The following is a 17,950-nucleotide window of genomic DNA, read 5'->3' as shown; positions in this document are numbered from 1 at the left end:
TTGAATTGGGCTAAAAAGGGATAAATTAAAAAGCGTAACGAATTTGATTTGTAAAGTTATTTGTTTTAAAGAATTGATTTATAGTTTTTTATGTTGCATTTTATAAAATGAAACATAAAAAAAGCCTGATTTGTTAGAATCAGGCCTGAAATTACAGTTGTTTTTTTCGAACTCTTAAAAAGACAATTCAATGCGATTATTTTTATTCTCTATTCGAATAGTGGTTGCATTACTTTCTGATGGAGTTTGGGTTGGATACCAATTTCGACCCGGTTTTACCAGTATCAATAAACCTTCGTCATCTCCAAGAGCAGCAAACAATTCGCTGTTATCATTTTTAGCAAACAATTCTAATCCGTGTTTTGCAATCAATTGATTTCCTAATTCCAATGGTTTTTCGTTTACGATCCCAATCTCGCTGATATTCAAAATAGCATTAGAACTAAATTTTTCGGTCTGGGCATTGTCAAGATCATGTCTGGCAATAAACTCCAATAAATTGCCATTGTTGTCATAAAAATAAACAGCATTGGCATTCCAGTTTTCAAAACGGGTAATCACATTTTGATCTTCTATTAGAATTAAATCTACTTTGTCTTTACACCATCGAATAGCGTCTTCGAGTTTGTTCTCCGGAATGTTGAAAGCAAAATGATAGACAGAATTAAATTCAGGATTTTCGACAAATTTCAAAATAGAATTTCCGGCTTGTATGCTAATCGATTCTGTTTCTTTTTCGATTATAGAAAGGTTTAATATTTGGGTATAAAATGTTGCAGTTTCCTGAATGTTATTGGTCTGAATCTGGATGTGTTCTAATTTCATAATGGTATTTTTTTAAGAATAAAAGAATTTTTTCGTTTCAAACAAATTTAAAAAACGATTCAAAGATTATAATAGAGAAGCTATTTTATACTTCAATGAATGAATAGTAAATTATGATAAGAATTTCTATTATTATAACACGTAATTTTTTTAAATACATAGAGACATAGATTTGAAACTACAATTTAGATATTGTTAGAAAATCACGTTTTTTACATAGTGCTATGAGATTTATTTGTAGCGAAACATCTTCTACATTTTATTTGTACTATGTTTCTAGATGTTTAAAATAAAAAAAGCCCATTTCAAATCAATGAAATAGACTTTTAAAGCTGTGAATCTTGGGGATAATTCACATGATTTTACAAAATGAGCCTGTTTTATTTTGGTAGTGCAGGTATCATAATTCTTCGTGTTGGCGTACTCAGCGTTTCAATAAAGGCCAATAAATCGCTGATTTCGTCTTTGTTTAAATCTAATTTTTTAAGCATAGGATCTATTTTTGGAATCAATGAATCTCTTGCCGTTCCCAGGTATTTTTTCTGGACCGGAGAGGGGTTCCCTCCATTATACAATTCGACCACATCCAGCAAGGACGGAAAATGCCCGTGATGCATCCAGGGTTTTGTATTGACCACTTCGCGCAGTGTAGGCGTTCTGAATTTACCGATATCTTTTACATCTTTGGTGACATTATAACGCCCAAAATCTTCGTTTTTAGTTCCAAATAAAGTTTGCCCGTCGTTATGAAACTCATTATCGCTAAAATAAGGTGTATTGTGGCAATTGATGCATTGTGCTTTGGTCCGGAACAAATGCAAACCTTTTACCTGCGAATCTGTATAAGCATCAGATTTGCCGCTTACAAACTGATCAAATTTGCTTTTAGGGCTGTTAATCGATCTTTCGAAAGTAGCAATTGCATATTGTATGCGTTGCAGCGATACTTTTTTGTCTCCAAAAGCAGCTTCAAAAAGTGTATTATAGCCTTTAATTTTTGCAATTTTATCAACAGCAATGGTCAACTTTTCATTCATTTCCAGCGGATCTCCAATCGGGAATTTTGCCTGATCTTCGAGACTTGAAGCGCGACCGTCCCAAAATAAAGTTTTGGCATAAGCCGAGTTTAAAATCGTCATTGAATTACGTTTGCCCGTTTGGCGATCATGACCAAAAGAACGGGTTAAATTATCTGTCCAGCCCAATTCAGGATTATGGCATGAAGCACACGCAATTTGCCCGCTTGTGGATAATCTGGGATCAAAAAATAATAGTTTACCCAAACTTTCTTTTTCTTTCGAATATGGATTGTACTCCGGGTACGGAACAGCAGAAAGCACCCCGATATCCCGGAATGCTTTTTTGTCTATACTTTTATCTAATTCTGGTTCGGGCCAGGACGATGGATCGCCGCTCGAATACAGTTTTCTTAATTCCTGAATGTCGATATAATCAGGTTGTTCGATGCTTTTGTAAGCCGTTAAGCTTAGTAAGAACAGGAGAGGGATTAGTAGTTTTTTCAATTTTATATTTTTTTGAATGTCGGTTTTCGGTCTTAGTCTCGGTTTACAGTCTCAGTTTTCAGTCTCGGTCTCAGTCTCGGTTTTCAGTCTCGGTTTACAGTCTCGGTTTTCAGTCTCAGTTTTCAGTCTCGGTCTCAGTCTCAGTTTCGATCTTGGTTTTAAAAGTTTGTCAAAGTTTTGGTTCCTGTTTTTACCGCAATCTGCGACTGAAATCTGCGACTGCGACTGAAAACTTCCATTAAGAACTGCGACTGCGACTGAAAACTTCCATTAAGAACTGCAACCTAAGGCAATGTAACTTCTTTAGGGCACGATTCCGTCAAAGGCGATAACTTTGGATAGGTTTTATTGTTGTACATTCTGTATTGGCAGGAAACGGTTCCTCCAAAAAGTTGCTCGTTGGTAAGTTTCAATTCAAACGAAATTTCGAATAAACCTGCGCTTATTTCTTTATAAGTTCCTTCTCCAGAAATGTCTATAACATATCCCGGTTTATCTTTTCCGTCAGCGCCTTTGCCTGTTGGGGCAATTGTAATCGACTGCGGATTTACAAGTACGCTTCCGTTAGTTTTACTGTTTCCGTTTTCCGGAAAAAATTCAAGTGCTGAGGTAATATTAAATCCCGGAGAATTTGCTGCATTTACATTTTCGTTGGTAAACCATCTTTTTAAGTTAAAAGAGTTTGTGGTAGACGTTCCTGTAACGACATTAAATCCTATTTTAAAAGCATCGTGATAAATATCATCATTGGGGTTTGTTGTGCCGTTATCGCTATACAATATTGCGTTTTCGGCATCTTTTGTTACCACTACCGGAAACGTAAAAGCATTGTAAGCCTGCCAGGCGCAAGTACCGCTTTTATCAAACCAGTTTTCGCCGTAGGTAAGATAAAATTTATTCGATAAATCGTAGAATTTAGAAGCGGGATTAGCCTGAATATCACGAGGTGATTTTATTGGTTTTACAATTTGCAAACCAGTATTGCCAGTCGCAATATAGTTGGTAGCGTTGACTAAGGTAATCTTAGATTCAAAGCGCACATCGTCGTTCTGGATATCTTCCAGAAGTGTTAAATGATAGGTTATGGAGCTTCGGTTATCGCCAAAATCATCGTGTGTTAGTGCATATTCAAAACCATTTGTAAATTTAAAAATAGAAAGATTATCAATTTCTGACGGAATAAATCCGTTAGGAAAATTTACTTTAAAATCTACTTTTTCGCCCACTGCTCCTTTTATATTAATTTGTTTTTCAGGAAGGGTATAGGTGGTACTTATTTCTGCCAGATTTATGGTAAAACTATCGTTTAAGGAGGACGAATTGAGATTGCCAATATGGATTTCAGGATCTGAAACATGCTCTAATTTTAGCGTAATAGTCTGTTTGTCTTTCCATCTTTTATCAAAAGAAAGATAAATGGTATCGGTAAGTTTATTGCCTTCAAACAACAATTGGTTTACAGGTTCTACGCTAAAACTCGTGATATCTCCGGATGTTACGGCACTAAAATGGGCCGTAACAGACGATTTTAGTGTTGCAGAACTCAAGGTTACAGGAACTTTTAATTTTTTGATCGATTTATTATCATACGTGATTGCCGGAATTATTGTGGTACTTACAGCAGGGTATTCAAGCGGAACACCAGCAGAGTTTGCCAGAAAATTGAACCTGATATAAGGCGTTGTATTTTTAGAATCTAATCTGTAATCATCTTTAGAACAAGAGGCAAATAAGGTTATAACGAGACTTAATACGGATATAAATTTAGTACGATTCATTTTGTTTTAAGTTTGGATTAAGATTAAGATTGTAACGTGGTATTGGTAAAACATACTTAGGCGACGGATAAGTAAGTGAACAAGTAAGGGAGATACAGCCGTCATTGCGCGAAATATTTTTTTTGTTTCTGGCGATGTCAAAAAGTAAATGCCCCTCAAAACACAACTCTTTTCTTCTTTCCAGAAACAAAGCTTCTTCAAGGTTGTTGTTATTGGTTAGCAAAGTTGCATTGGCTCTGGCTCTGATTGTATTAATATCTGTTTTTGCCTGATCCGGATTGTTTAGTTTCAAGGCGGCTTCGGCACGAATTAAGTATTGCTCGCTTAATCTGAAAGCAACATATCCGGGATTTCCCTGAAATTTTTTGGTAAAACTGTAATTGCGGTCTGCCGGTTGCAGGTTTACTAAAGTAGCTAGTGGTTTTTCGAGAAATAATTGTTTTCTGATATCTGTCGTTTCATACAGGTCTATCAGATCCTGCGATGCTACATAAGTTCCGTAAACGGTTTTAGAAGTATATCCAAACGGTACAGACATTGACCCGCTTACAGTTCCGTCTGTAGTTTTAGGAATCGAAAATTCTAATAAAATTTCAGAAACCGGAAGATCAGGTTGTTCCCATTGTGCAACATAATTGGCTGAATTTACAAGGGTAACGCCTGAATTTAAAATAACATCATTGGCTGTTTCGTATGCATTTTTCCAGTCTTTTTTAGACAAATAAACCCGGGCTAATAATGCTTTTGCGCTATTTTTATTAAAATAAGAATAAGACGGTCCGGTCAAAAGTACAGTATCAGAATACAGGCTTACGGCAGTTGTAATGTCATTGATTATTAGAGTATAGGTATTGGCGACAGTTTCTCTGGCAGGATAGGTAAGACCTTTGACCAATGAGGCCGTATTGTAAATAATTCCCAAATGCGAGGCATCTTCTGTATACCCGTAGTTTTGGGCGTATACTTCGCTTAATAAAAAATGAGCATAAGCCCTAACAGTCAATGCCTGTGCTTTTATCTGACTTTTTTCGGCAGCTGTTGCATCGGGTAAAGCATCTGTAAATTCTAAAATCAAATTGCACTGATTGATAATGCTGTAACTGCTGCTGTAAAAGGTCGAAAAATTTGAAGCATCAGATTGATCGTCAAAAGAGTAGAGGTTTACTATAGGCGACGGGATCGTAATTAATCCTGATGTACTGGAAGCAACAGATGGGGTAAATTTTAAATTTCCGCCTTGTACATCTGCATAAACAGGAAACACTCCGGCACGCAAATTAGACTCAACACCACGATACATACCGTTTAAGGCTTGCAATACACCGGCTTTACTATCCAGCTGTTCTGTAATAGAAACTTGTGTACCCGGTTCTTGTTCTAAAAAATCACTACACCCTTGCCATAAAAAAAGCGAGACCATAAGGAGCGTGAATTGCAATCCGGTTCTATATTTAAAATATTTCATCTTTTTAAAATTTAGTATTAATTCCGCACGAAATTGTTCTTGCTTGCGGATAAGTGTAATTAAATTCTCTGATGCCATTCATTCCTGACGGACTTTTTTCTTTGTACCAATACAAAGCATTCGAAACATCTGCAAAAACAGTCAAAGTATCCAGAAAAGTATTTTTGAGAGGAACATTATAACTCAGGTTTATATTGTTGATTTTGATATAAGTCGCATCATAAACATATTTACTCATATTCGCTAACAAAGTATTATTGCTAGGTGTAGGTTGTGTAACAATGTCTCCCTGATTTCTCCAGTAATCATAAGCATTTACAGACATGTTTCGGTTTGATGTTGTACTGTATTTTGAGATAATCTGATCTGAAACTAGTTTGTCACCGCCCCATTGAAAAGCACCTGTTATCGATAAAGTAATGTTGTTTAGCGTAAATTTATTGCTAAAACCACCAAAAGCTTTAGGTTGCGAATCGCCAATAGGTTCCCAATCGGCATTGGTAAATAATCTGTTGTAAGTGGCTGCGTCATAAATCTGACCATTTTTCTTAATTAAATCCCTTCCGGTTGCCGGATCAACACCAACCCAGTTTAAGCCCCAGATAGTGGTGGTACTGTACCCAATTTTTTGTTCCAGAGCAATATTAGACAACGAATAATCACTGCCTAAACCAACCAGATCAGTTACTTTATTTTCGACTGTTGAGATATTGAAAGACGAAGTCCATTTGAACTTTCCTTTTTTAAACCATTTGATTCTGGTCGTAAACTCAAAACCTTTATTGTACATATCGGCAGCGTTCAATTGTACAGAACTATATCCTGTTTCTGTTGGAATGTCGCGCGCAGCAATCAAATCAGATAAACTGTCGTAATAGTATTCTAACGAAAGTTCGACCGTATTGAAAACATTAAAATCGATTCCGGTATTGAATTTTACATTTTTCTCCCAGCTTAAATTTCCGTTAGGAGAAACGCTCGAAGTGGCACTCGTATCGCCATTATATCCGTTTTGAGAAACCGTATACAACCCCTTGGATCGGTACGAACCTATACGTGAATTACCGGTTGAACCGTAACTGATTTTAAACTTTAAGAGATCGATCCAGGAATTTGATTTCAGGAAATTTTCGTTGCTCGTAATCCAGGCTAAACCTGCACCACTGTTGTAAGCCACATTTGTATCATCGCCAAAAACAGAACTTTCGTCACGTCTAAAATTGGCCAAAACATAGTATTTCTTTTTATAATTGTAATTGATCTGAGAGAATAAGGACACTCTCGAATTATTGCTAATCTCGGAACCTCTTACTTGTCTGGTTCTGGTTTCGTTGATCAAAGGTGTCAAAAGATTGTCGTCCTGTATCGCATCTTCAATTTTATTAATGACATTTGGGTTTACAAAACCGGATGCTGATGCATAATCAAAATTGATTTTTTCTTCCGAAAGTTCAAAACCTGCAACACCGTCTATAGTATTGTTTGGGTTGATGTTTTTGTTAAACAACATTTGTCCCTGCCAGTTCCATTTGGTAGAATTTCGGTTATGTATCAGGCGTCTTCCCCAGTTTGGATATGTTTTTTCATTTAAGAGAAATGTACCATTATTTTGTCCGCTTTCGTTTTCTCCCGAAAAGTAACGATCCTGCGCTTTATCCAGATAATCGATACCAAACAAGGTTCCAAATTTTATATTTTTATTCAGTTCATACCCTAGATTCAAACTTCCTAAAATCCCGCGACTCTCTGTTTCATTCTTGTTTTGCCCGATTGCCGCCAAGGGGTTTCCTCCTGTATTACCGCCTGACACGCCAAGAGTCGAATAAGTACCGTCCGGATTATAAGGAGACAGGGTAGGCAAATAAGCAAAGTCATAATAAATATTAGGTGCATCTTTTTTGATATAACTGGGGTTCAACGATACATTAACATCCCATTTTGAGTGGTGGTATCCTAGATTTAATCCTCCGTTAAGTTGTTTTGTAGTATTGCCCAATTGGGGTTCGTCGATGCTTAAATAGGTTAAGGTACTGCGATACGAAAAATTGGAAACACCTCCGGAAACACTAAAATTATATTTGTTGTAGATTCCTGTTTTGTTTAATAAATCGAACCAATTGGTGTCGATTCCGTTGTAGGGAACCGGAACATATCCCGTAGAAGTATTCTTCAGGTAATCATTTCTCAATTCAGTATATTGTGCACCATTCAAATATTTAATTTGATTTACGGCAGATGAAACTCCAAGTTGGTTTGAAAATCCGAATTTAGTTTTTCCTGCTTTTCCCTTTTTAGTCGTAATCAAAATGACTCCGTTTGCACCGTCAGCACCATAAATACCAACAGCTGCGGCATCTTTTAGCACTGTAAAATCTTCGATATTATCCGGTGAGATCATTGCCAGAGGATTCGATAAACCTTCGGCTAATCGCCCTCCGTCAAAATATTCGCTGTCAATACCGGCTTGTTCGCTCATGATAACGCCATCGACAATGATTAACGGTTGTGTCGATGTACCCAGAAAAGAATTCGACAATGATTTTAGGGTTCCCTGCCCGCGAATGTTGATCTTAACCGGACCGCCAACTCCCGAAACATTTTCGACCAAAACTCCTGCAATTTGCCCTTCGACCATTTTATCGATACTTTCAGATGCTTGTTGTACCGCTATATCCTTAGCATTCAGAGTCGAAATACTCCCTACAATTTCCTCTTTTAGTTTTTTGGTTCCGTAAGACGATGTAATAATCACCTGACTTAGTTCATCTGTAAATTCGTCAAGATAAAACGTAAATTCCTTTTTATTATCGGCTTTAATCGTTTGTGGTTGCATGCCCAAAAAGCCAACTTCAAGGATCGTATTATTAATATTATTTCCTTTTAAAGCATAAACAAATTTTCCTTTAAAGTCTGTTATAGCACCCATTCCGGTACCTTTTATGCGAATTGTTGCGCCGGCAAGCGGTAGTTTTTCCTTCACACTATAAACCGTTCCGCTTATCAATCGTTCTTTTTCGGGAGTGGTTACAGTAGCGGTCGAAGCAGGAGCAGAGTTCGTTAATAAAACCTGTTTGTTTTGGATATAAAAGTCAATATTTTTACCTGAAAATAATTGTGTTAATGTAGTTTCTAAACTTGCATTAACAACATTTATATCCGCCAACTGATCGGCATTAATTTTTCGGGCATTATAAATGATTCTAAAATCGCTTTGTTCTTCAATCGATTTAATAATCAAGCTTATAGGTTTGCTTTTTAGCTGTAAAGTAATCCCTTTATTCTGAGAAAAACCCTTAAAACCAGATATGAACAGGGCTAGGAAAAATAGAATTTTCCTTAAATTGGCTATCGTAAAAGTCATGTTTATATAGTTATGGAAGATTGGTAATGGTAATCGTATTTTCTTTAATAGAATAACTAAAAGGCGTATCCCGTTTTAGAAGTTCTAAAATGTTTTCGACACTCGATTCTCTAATTTTAATTGTACCGGTAAAACTCTGTTTGGCCAAAACAGCATTTTCATTGATAATTTCGACGTCGTAGGTACGCTGAATTATTTTAGCGATTGTAGAAAACGGGGTATCTTTAAAAGCAAGTTCCCCTTTTGTCCAGGCAGCATAAAAGCTTGGATCTACTGCTTTTGTTGTAATTTTTTTAGAATTATTATTCCAGGTTGCCATTTGGTTTGGGGTAAGTAAAACCAGATTTTGCTGGTTTACAACTTCATACATTTGAATGCTTCCTTCGACCAGAGTACTGTTAACCGTTGGGTTTTCAGGATAAGCACTAATATTGAATTTTGTTCCTAAAACCTCAATATCAACCTCATTGGCATTGACAATAAACGGATGTTGTTTGTCTTTTGCAACCTCAAAAAAAGCTTCTCCGGTGAGATATACATTTCTTTTTCCGTTGATGCCAAATTGTTCCGGATAACGCAATGTCGTACCGGAATTTAAACTCACAACCGTTCCGTCTGAAAGGATTAGCTTAAATGTTTTGCCATACGGAACTTTTAGGGTATTGTAAACCACTTTTTGATCCTGAACTTTTCCGAAATAGATAATTTGATTGGGAAATTTCCGGGCAATCAAACTTTTATTCTCGTTAAGGACTAATGTTCCCTTATTGTTTTTGGTGATAAATTCTGAACGACCATCTGCCCCTTCTAAAACAATTTCTTTAGAGGCTGATTTTGTTTTTTGGCTCCAGTCAAAAGCCAGTTTTCCTAATCCCAGTAAGACTAAAAATACAGCTGCATATTTTAGATACTGATACGCTTTCTTTTTGGGTCTGATCGAAATAACCGAAACAGAATCGCTGGAAATATTGGTTGTAAGTGCCGCTAATGCCCAGGTTTTCTTTAAAGCAATAAACTGTTTTTTGTTTTCGTCTGAAGCAGCAATCCATTCAAAAAGTATTAGGACTTCTTGTTCTGAAGCTTCGTTAGAAAGGTATTTATAAATAATTTCGGTACTCATATTTTGGTTCTTTAAACTTCCGGTTATAGTAAGTACACTTGAGAAATAAAATACCCTACCTTTATTTTTAATTATTACAAATAAGAATAAAAATTAAGAACAAATAGTCGGATAATTTAGTTTTCAAAATCTTCAAAGCCTTTGTCATGTGGGCTTCGACAGCTTTTAAGGTTACTTGCATTTCTTCGGCTATTTCTGCATTTTTTTTATTCTCGAAACGTTTTTTTATAAAAACTTCTCGGGTTTTTGGTGGTAAATCGCTTATAGATTCCTGAATTAAACGCTCTAATTCGGTTAATTCTAAAGTATCAAACTGAACCGAGTTTAAGATTTCGATATCCAGTTCTCTTTCTTTTTGGTTTAAAACCTCATTTTTGAATTTGTCCTTTACTTTGTTGTGGCGAATCATGTTCAGGCATTTCGATTTGGCATACGTATACAAGAACGATTGTATGCCATTTATAGATTCAACCGTTTCCCGGTTTTGCCATAAATATAAAAAAGCTTCCTGAGCGAGATTTTCGGCTTCTTCAGGATCATAAATAAACTGAACGCTAAAAGAGGTGATTCTGCGAAAGTATTTGTCGTAAAAATAAGTAAAAGCAGCTTCGTCTCCTTCTTTGAAAGATTCAAAAAGATTTAATTCGAAACTGTTATTATTGTTCATCAAACGAAATTTACTTAGGAAAAGCAATATCGGTAAATATAAAAAACTACCCAGATTTGCCAAGAAAGCGGCAAATATAAAAGTTTATTTATATTAATTCTAAATAAAATTAAAATAAAGAAGGTTTCAAATAATATTAGTCAGAATAGGAGTAAATTTTTAAACCATATAAGGGATATAAGTAATTTAAGCTACATTGCTTAAACTTTTAAATAATGAAAAGATATAAGTGATTTAAGCTTAACGCACTACTTTTTTATGAACTTAACCCATTGAGTGTAATTAATTTTAACACATAGAAACATAGCTTTTGAACCTTTAAAAAAGGCTTTCACTTATTTAAAATGCACATAGCCTGGCTATGTCAAAGAAATGTAATTCTTTTTGCATTCTTTTAGCTAAAAAAAACTATGTTACTATGTGTTAAATATATCTTTTGACCCAAGAGCAAACAGACAAATTAATTACACCCAACGGGTTATGAACTTATATCACTTATAAGGTTAAAAAAAATTAGAATGTCTGTTTTCTTATTCTAAAGTTTCTCCAGCCTAAACCTACCAATACCAAATTGAAAAGCAGCAACGGCAAAAATGCTTTTGCAAAGTCAACTTCTGTGGGATCTGCAAAGGTTTCTACTTTAAATTTAGACCAGTTTTGTTTGGCAACAGCTGCATTATCAAAGATTTTGGGATAGAAATACAAACGCATTTTTTCATGAAAATGTTTGGTTTCTTTCCAAAACAAAAGCTGGTTTCCTAAGTCGGCTTTGGCAATTTCGTTGAGTTGGATCTGAGCATGCAAAGTTGGAATAAACTGTGCTATAAACGCACTCGTCGCGTTTCGCTGCTCTAATTTCTGTTCCAGTTCCTGAGATTGTTTTATAGAATCGTCGTCACCCGCTTGTTGCATGGCATAATACCAAAGCCAGCTAAACTCTGTATTGGGCAAAGGGTAATGCCTGAATTGCGGATAATGACTATAGAATTTATCCATAGTAAATTTTTTATCCATATCCCATTTTTCGTGATATGCATTTCTTTGTTTTACGGTTAACTCTAAAGCCTCCGGAATAGGGTATTTATTGACAATATAAGTGTTTATTGTTGCCGGTAAAATGATAATAAGAAACAACCAGATCGTTAATAAAATTACAGCATTAAAGTTCGAATGCTTTTGCAGGGAAACGATAAAAAAGCAAACTGCAAACCAAAACAAAAGATAAAGAATTGCTATTCCGTAAAAAGTAAAAAAAGATTCATCCAGTGGGATATTCAGAAACAAAACAGCACAAAAAAGTACGATTGATAAAAGTGCTGTCAGGCTTAAAATCCGGATATAGAATAATTTCAGGATGTATAAAAAAGTGTTTGTGCTTTGAGTGGCGACAATTTTCCAGGTTCCGCTTTCTTTTTCTTCCGAAACCAGATTATAAGAAAAGGCAATAATCAAAAGTGGAAAAAGATAAATAAGCACAAAGCTAAAATCGATATTTCCGGATAATAAATTATTGGGGTTATTCAATTCCGAGTCGTATTTCTGGGCTTCTAAACCACGAATCGTAACACTTTGTATCGACGGATTTACATCTCTCTGACCAATTGCCAGACTGTTGACAGGTACTGTTTTATTGACCAGCGAAAATTTGATGTAATAGAGTAAAAGCCCTATTTCGTCTTGATGAAACGCAGCATTTCTGGCAATATGTTCTTTTTGATAAAGTGCGGCTTCAGAGATGTTTTTCTGTTGTTTTTGCTGAAATTGCTGCCCAATTAAAAGGCTTATAAAACAGATTAATAAAAGGAAAATCAGTCCAATTTTGGTTCCTTTGGATCGTATAAAATTTTTAAATAATAGTGCTAACATATTAAAGGGCTTTAAGGTTTTTGGCTGCAATCCGTATCAAAATAAACAACAGGATGATCCATAAAAAAACGGAAATTACAGAGACGAATTTAGATTTTAATACATCCCTGATTCCTTTAGGTTTATAATGAAACTCAGCGACATCTGCCCAATGTTGTTTGCTAATTGTTAAGGGTTTATCGTTGGGTTTTGGTTTTTTGTTAGAGATGTATTTTACCTGCAAACCATTCATTTTTTGCGCCATAGTATACCGGTAATTTTCGGCTTGTTTCTGGAAATCGATATACGAATCGTAATCTGTATTGGATAATCCCATCGACAAATTTTTGATAGCGATGTACGGATTTATAAAAGAGACTGTTTTCGAAAAACTGTTTTGCTTTTCGTAAACCTGAAGCAATTTTTCTAAATGCTGACTGTAGATACGGGAACTTATTTTCTCGCCTTCGGTCATGATGAAACCGGAATAATTGAAGGGAAGTTTTTGTACTGAATCGACTTTGTAAACTCTTAAAAGGGAATCTTTGATCGCTTTATAATGCAAATCGTTTGGGTTATGGCTGTCTCCTTGTTTGAGAATGTCTTTTTCGATCCCGCTCTGAAACGCAATTTTAGAAGGCGCTTGATAAATGTAAGCACCAATTGCCTGCGTAGTTCTGGGCAGGATAATCGTAAAAACCAACCAAATACCAATGAGCGAAATCAAAGCTTTCTTGGATGTTTTGCTCGCAGCAGAAATCAAAACGGCGATAACACAAAAAAAGAGCAGATAGATAAAATGAAAGAGAACAAACAACAGCATTTTTATGGTTTCATCGCTCGAAATGCTAAAATCCTGAAGCAGCAACCAGATCAAAACAAGCGCTATAATTGTTGGAATAAAAAGCAGCATGATAACACTTGCAATACCCAGAATCTTACCTCTCAAGAGTTGTTTCCAGCTTATTCCCTGACTTAAAAGTAGTTTTAAGGTTCCGTCTTCTCTTTCGGCAGCGATGGCATTAAATCCCAGAAAAAAGATCAATAACGGCAATAAAATCTGTAAAACCATTGCAATGCTTATTTCTCCAAAACGAAGCATACTGTTTGAAAATCCTGCTTCAGAGAAATTGGCAGTATTTTGTTTGTGTGCTTCGAGAAAAATAGCATTCCCGAAAAAAGGCTCCATTCCAAACTCAAAAACACTTAAAGGCGTACTTTTTCTAAAAGCAAAATTTCCGTAATGTGCCATTCGATGTGGGTTTTTGTCCGGATTTTTAAGCCAGTCTTCTCTGGATTCATGCTGGTATTTTTCGCTGGTTTCGTTTTGAGCGGTATAATTTTCCCAACCTGTTAATGCAGCATAAAGCAAAATAATCCCAATAAAAAGGGTGATAATAAAAACTGCCGTATTTTTAAAAACGGAATTCTTTAGATGTTTGGCTATTAAAATTTCTATGTGTAAGGACATCATACAACTAAAATTTATAGGTTACGGTCAGGTTAAAATTTCTGGGAGCTCCGGGAAATAAACGCAAATAATTCTGGGCGCCCAACCAATAGGTTTTATTGAATAAATTGCCTGCATTGAGAGCAATTTGCATATTGCTTTTGTTGGGTTTGTAATATAAAGCGGCATCAAAAACAGTAAAATCAGGAAGCATAAAAGCTCTCGTAAACCAAGGCACTTTACTGCTTTGATATTGCATCCCAAAACCAACACCCAGATCTTTCAGGGCAGAATCTGAATTAAAATTGTAGCGTGTCCATAAATTGGCGCTGTTTTTTGGTGTATTTTGTTTTCGGGCACCAATTAACGACACATCACGATCGTTCGTAATTTGGGCATCGATATAACTGTATGAAGCATTTATTTGCCAATCAGCAGTAATATAACCCGCTATATCACACTCAAAACCACGACTTCTCTCTGCACCTCTGGTTACCAATAAATCCGGATTGGCAGGATCATTGGCATTCATCAGGATATTGCGCTGATTGATTTCGTAAACAGCAGCATTAAAACTGATCGAATTGTCGAAAAAAGTAGCTTTTAGACCTGCTTCTTTCAAATTACTTTTTAGCGGATCATACAAACTTCCGGCAGGCAAAGAACCTGTTTGTGGCATTAAAGTCACAGTATTCGATTGGGGCTGATAACCCTCGAGATATGTCGTATAAACGTTGATCGCATTGCTTAGGGCATAAGTAAGACCAACACGCGGCAATAAAGCGGTTTTTTTGACGGTCAATTCATTGTTGGCTTTATAATTCGTAATATCTTCGAACCATTCGTGTCGCAAACCCAGCAAAAAACTCAGCTTGTCCCACTGAATCTGATCCTGAATATAAACGGCATTGGTGGTCGTTAAGGCAGATGGCAATGCGGTTCTCACATTCAGGGTATAATCATCCGGACTGGTCAGGGTATAGGTTGGATTGTTGAGATTGAAGTAGTTTACATTTGGTTTTGGCAAAACCACTCCCTCAACCGTGGTGGTTTGATAATTGGCTGCATTTGCCGGAACAAAAGTACTCGCTACAGTTCCGTCTTTTAGCAAATAACCTCTTGCTGCGTTTTGCCCGCCTCCTTTGGTTTTGTTCCAGCTGCTTAAATCGTAGCCCACCAATACTTTATGTTTGAGTTTTGCGGTTTTTAAGTCGAAATTAAAATACGTACTCAAATTATCAATGTTCCAATATTGTTGGCGCTGCACAAATTGCATCATCGCCAGACTCGTTACAGGGGCATTGTTCATATCGACCGCAAAAGCATTGGTGGTTCTGTGTTCCTGAAGATTTTCGGTCCAGGATTGCTTCATATATTGTGCATTAAAACCAATTTTAGAACTAAATTTATGTGCCAAACTGGTCGTAAAAATCATTTCTTTTGATTTAAAAAAATCACTTGGAGCACCCAGATTTAAACTTATTGGGGTTTTATTTAAATTCGTAACGCCCGCAACAGCTCCAAAAACAGGCTGGCCACGATCAAGGATTCCGGTCATGTCGCTTAAAATTAGTTCCGTATTAATCGCTGTTTTTTCATTTGGGATATAACTGAACGACGGAGAGATCAAAAATGATTTATTGCGTACGAGATCCCGAAATGATTTTGCTTCCTGATAGGCACCGTTTACACGGTACAAAAGTGTTTTTGATTCGTTTAGAGGTCCTGTAAAGTCCAGACTTCCGCGAAAAGTACTAAAACTCCCAACGCTTAAACTTACTTCCTTGCGATCCATTGCCAGCGGTTTTTTAGTCACCAAATTGATGCTTCCGCCCGGATCTACAGACGAAAATGTAGCACTCGACGGACCTTTGATCACTTCTACACGTTCGATATTATTGGTCAACGGCTGCAAAAAGTAGTATTGTCGGGTTCGCATTCCGTTTATAATCTGACCTTCTTCGTTTTGACTGATGCCACGAATCGTATATTGGTTGTAATAACTTGCCGGAATCACGCCACTTGCCATTTTTACGGCATCGGCAAGATAAAAAGCACCTTTGTCAGCTATTAATTCTTTGGTAATTGTCGAGATAGATTGCGGGATATCTTTGTTGAGTGCTGCCGTTTTGGTGGCTGCAAAAGAATAATCGCTATTGTATTTTTTTGAGGAGCGACCCACGATTTCAACGGTTTGCAATTCGTTTTTCGCTATTTTGACAGAATCGGCAACAATGCTGTCTTTGCTTTTTTTAGCAATGGTTTGGGATTGTACGTGTTGCGTACCAATTATTAAAAATAAAAAGGGAATTAAATGTTTCATTTTGCTACTGATGGAAATTTGTATTTCCTTTTATACGGTTTGTAAATACAGATTTTCGAGTTCGTTTGCCGAGATTTTATTGGCTTCGATTACCGTTACCAGATTTCCTTGTTTCATGATCCCAATGTGCGTTGCCACTTCTCTGGCCCTGAAAATATCATGGGTCGCCATTAATATTGCTGTTCCATCTGTAGAAAGTTCTTTTAGAATTTGCGAAAATTCATTCGATGCTTTAGGGTCCAAACCACTTGTAGGCTCATCTAATAACAATACTTTGGCTTTTTTGGCAATCGCAATAGCAATTCCTACCTTTTGTCGCATTCCTTTCGAATATCCGCCCAGATTCTGGTCATGAGCTGCAACCTGCAAACCTGCTTTGGTCAGGAAGTAAGTCAATTCGCCAACAGAGTATTTAAATCCGGCAAGAGACGAGAAGAATTTTAAGTTTTCTAAACCCGTAAGATTAGGATATAACAGGACCGTTTCAGGGATATAGGCTACATATTTTTTGGTTTCCTGATCGTTTTCTGTCACAGAGATACCATTGATTTTGAGTTCTCCGTCTGTAGGAGTTATAAAACCCAAAAAGAGATTTATAGTAGTCGTTTTTCCGGCACCATTTTGCCCCAAAAGCGCAAAAATTTCGCCTTCTTTAATCGTTAAGTTCAGTTTGTTTAAAGCGGTATGATCGCCATATTTTTTCGTCAGGTTTTCAGCTATAAGCATGGTTTGTATGTATTTGGATTTTTTTTAGTTTTCAGTCTCAATCTCAGTCTCAGTCTCAGTCTCAGTGCCAGTTATTGGTCGCTGCTTTGATGCGGTGACAACTTTAGAATTTGAGTAGGAGGAAGGGATAGTTTACAACTATTTTGATAGAAGAATATCTATCAGGATTTGAAAAATAAGAGGTTTATTTGAGCCTTATCAGGATACAAAACAGAGACATAGCCAACAGTTTAATCTGTTGAAGCATGTTGCATTAGAGATCTCTCTTTAATTTTTCGAAAATAAAATGTAATAAACTAAACTAAAACAGGTGGTGCTCTAAGGGCAAAAAGACTGCCTTTAAAAAAGGTTGAAGCAACTTTTGTATCATAAAATACATAAGCAGTTTCGAAACTGACTTTATAAAAGGATAAAGCCTGAAATGAATTAGGAATAAAAGTACTAAAAGCAAAGTGACAAACAGGACAATTGCTATCTACAGCATGAAGGTGCGTGATTTGCTTTTGCCCGTCAACATATTGATGCTCACATTGTTTTTCTGTCAATTGCCTGTAGACATGCTCGTAAGAATGCACCGTCTGAAACAGCATTGCGAACAATACGGTCAAAGACATAAAAAGATTAATTAAGATAATTTTCTTTTTCATTCTTGTTTTGGAAATGCTTGTATGTAGCGGACTTTCTGAGTTTATAACTAACGCAACTTGGTTGCAAATATAAATATCTTATGGAGAAATAAACTAAAATGGAACATTATTTTATTTTTTAATGTAAATATTTTAATTAAAATAGCACACAAAAGTCTCTCATTAGGGTGAGATGTTTAGCTGTTAGAAAAACATTATTACGCTCCGCTGGAGCTTTTTT

12 protein-coding genes are annotated in these 17,950 nt (G+C 36.2%); all 12 read right to left on the bottom strand.

Annotated elements, in window-relative coordinates:
* Positions 1-174: 174 nt before the first annotated feature.
* The 12 genes from B0A64_RS21575 to B0A64_RS21520 all read right to left on the bottom strand — a co-directional run bounded on the left by B0A64_RS21575 (position 175) and on the right by B0A64_RS21520 (position 17,730).
* Positions 175-825, bottom strand: a complete 651-nt coding sequence (locus B0A64_RS21575) for a VOC family protein (protein WP_089481539.1) — start codon at positions 823-825, stop codon at positions 175-177.
* A 380-nt stretch (positions 826-1,205) separates the two neighbouring features.
* Positions 1,206-2,348: a cytochrome-c peroxidase gene (locus tag B0A64_RS21570; RefSeq protein ID WP_089481538.1), complete on the bottom strand. Its 1,143-nt coding sequence runs from the start codon at positions 2,346-2,348 to the stop codon at positions 1,206-1,208.
* Between the two features lie 284 nt (positions 2,349-2,632).
* Positions 2,633-4,126, bottom strand: coding sequence for a hypothetical protein (locus tag B0A64_RS21565; protein WP_089481537.1), 1,494 nt, complete (start codon positions 4,124-4,126; stop codon positions 2,633-2,635).
* On the bottom strand, positions 4,113-5,591 hold the full coding sequence (locus B0A64_RS21560) for a RagB/SusD family nutrient uptake outer membrane protein (RefSeq protein WP_244285467.1): 1,479 nt from the start codon (positions 5,589-5,591) through the stop codon (positions 4,113-4,115). The genes B0A64_RS21565 and B0A64_RS21560 overlap by 14 nt, the downstream gene beginning before the upstream one ends.
* Before the next feature lie 4 nt (positions 5,592-5,595).
* Positions 5,596-8,829: a SusC/RagA family TonB-linked outer membrane protein gene (locus B0A64_RS21555; RefSeq protein WP_244285466.1), complete on the bottom strand. Its 3,234-nt coding sequence runs from the start codon at positions 8,827-8,829 to the stop codon at positions 5,596-5,598.
* A 133-nt stretch (positions 8,830-8,962) separates the two neighbouring features.
* Entirely contained in the window at positions 8,963-10,072 is a 1,110-nt protein-coding gene (locus B0A64_RS21550; protein WP_089481535.1) for a FecR family protein, read from the bottom strand.
* Between the two features lie 67 nt (positions 10,073-10,139).
* The gene (locus B0A64_RS21545; RefSeq protein ID WP_089481534.1) at positions 10,140-10,739 is read right to left on the bottom strand and encodes an RNA polymerase sigma-70 factor; all 600 of its coding nucleotides are present in this window, start codon (positions 10,737-10,739) and stop codon (positions 10,140-10,142) included.
* 513 nt (positions 10,740-11,252) lie between these two features.
* A complete protein-coding gene (locus B0A64_RS21540; RefSeq protein ID WP_089481533.1) occupies positions 11,253-12,605 on the bottom strand; it encodes a DUF3526 domain-containing protein in 1,353 nt (450 codons plus the stop codon).
* Between the two features lies 1 nt (position 12,606).
* Positions 12,607-14,058 (bottom strand): ABC transporter permease, encoded by a 1,452-nt coding sequence (locus B0A64_RS21535; protein WP_244285465.1) that lies wholly within the window; start codon positions 14,056-14,058, stop codon positions 12,607-12,609.
* 4 nt (positions 14,059-14,062) lie between these two features.
* Complete coding sequence (locus B0A64_RS21530) at positions 14,063-16,357, bottom strand: TonB-dependent siderophore receptor (RefSeq protein ID WP_089481531.1); 2,295 nt, start codon at positions 16,355-16,357, stop codon at positions 14,063-14,065.
* 30 nt (positions 16,358-16,387) lie between these two features.
* Positions 16,388-17,083 carry an ABC transporter ATP-binding protein gene (locus tag B0A64_RS21525; RefSeq protein WP_089481530.1) on the bottom strand — a complete coding sequence of 232 codons (696 nt, stop codon included), beginning with the start codon at positions 17,081-17,083 and terminating at the stop codon, positions 16,388-16,390.
* 296 nt (positions 17,084-17,379) lie between these two features.
* Positions 17,380-17,730, bottom strand: a complete 351-nt coding sequence (locus B0A64_RS21520; RefSeq protein WP_165769860.1) for a hypothetical protein — start codon at positions 17,728-17,730, stop codon at positions 17,380-17,382.
* Between the last annotated feature and the right edge of the window lie 220 nt (positions 17,731-17,950).

Origin of the sequence: Flavobacterium araucananum (genome assembly GCF_002222055.1) — a bacterium.
Classification (GTDB): domain Bacteria; phylum Bacteroidota; class Bacteroidia; order Flavobacteriales; family Flavobacteriaceae; genus Flavobacterium; species Flavobacterium araucananum.
This window is presented reverse-complemented; position numbering and strand designations above follow the sequence as displayed.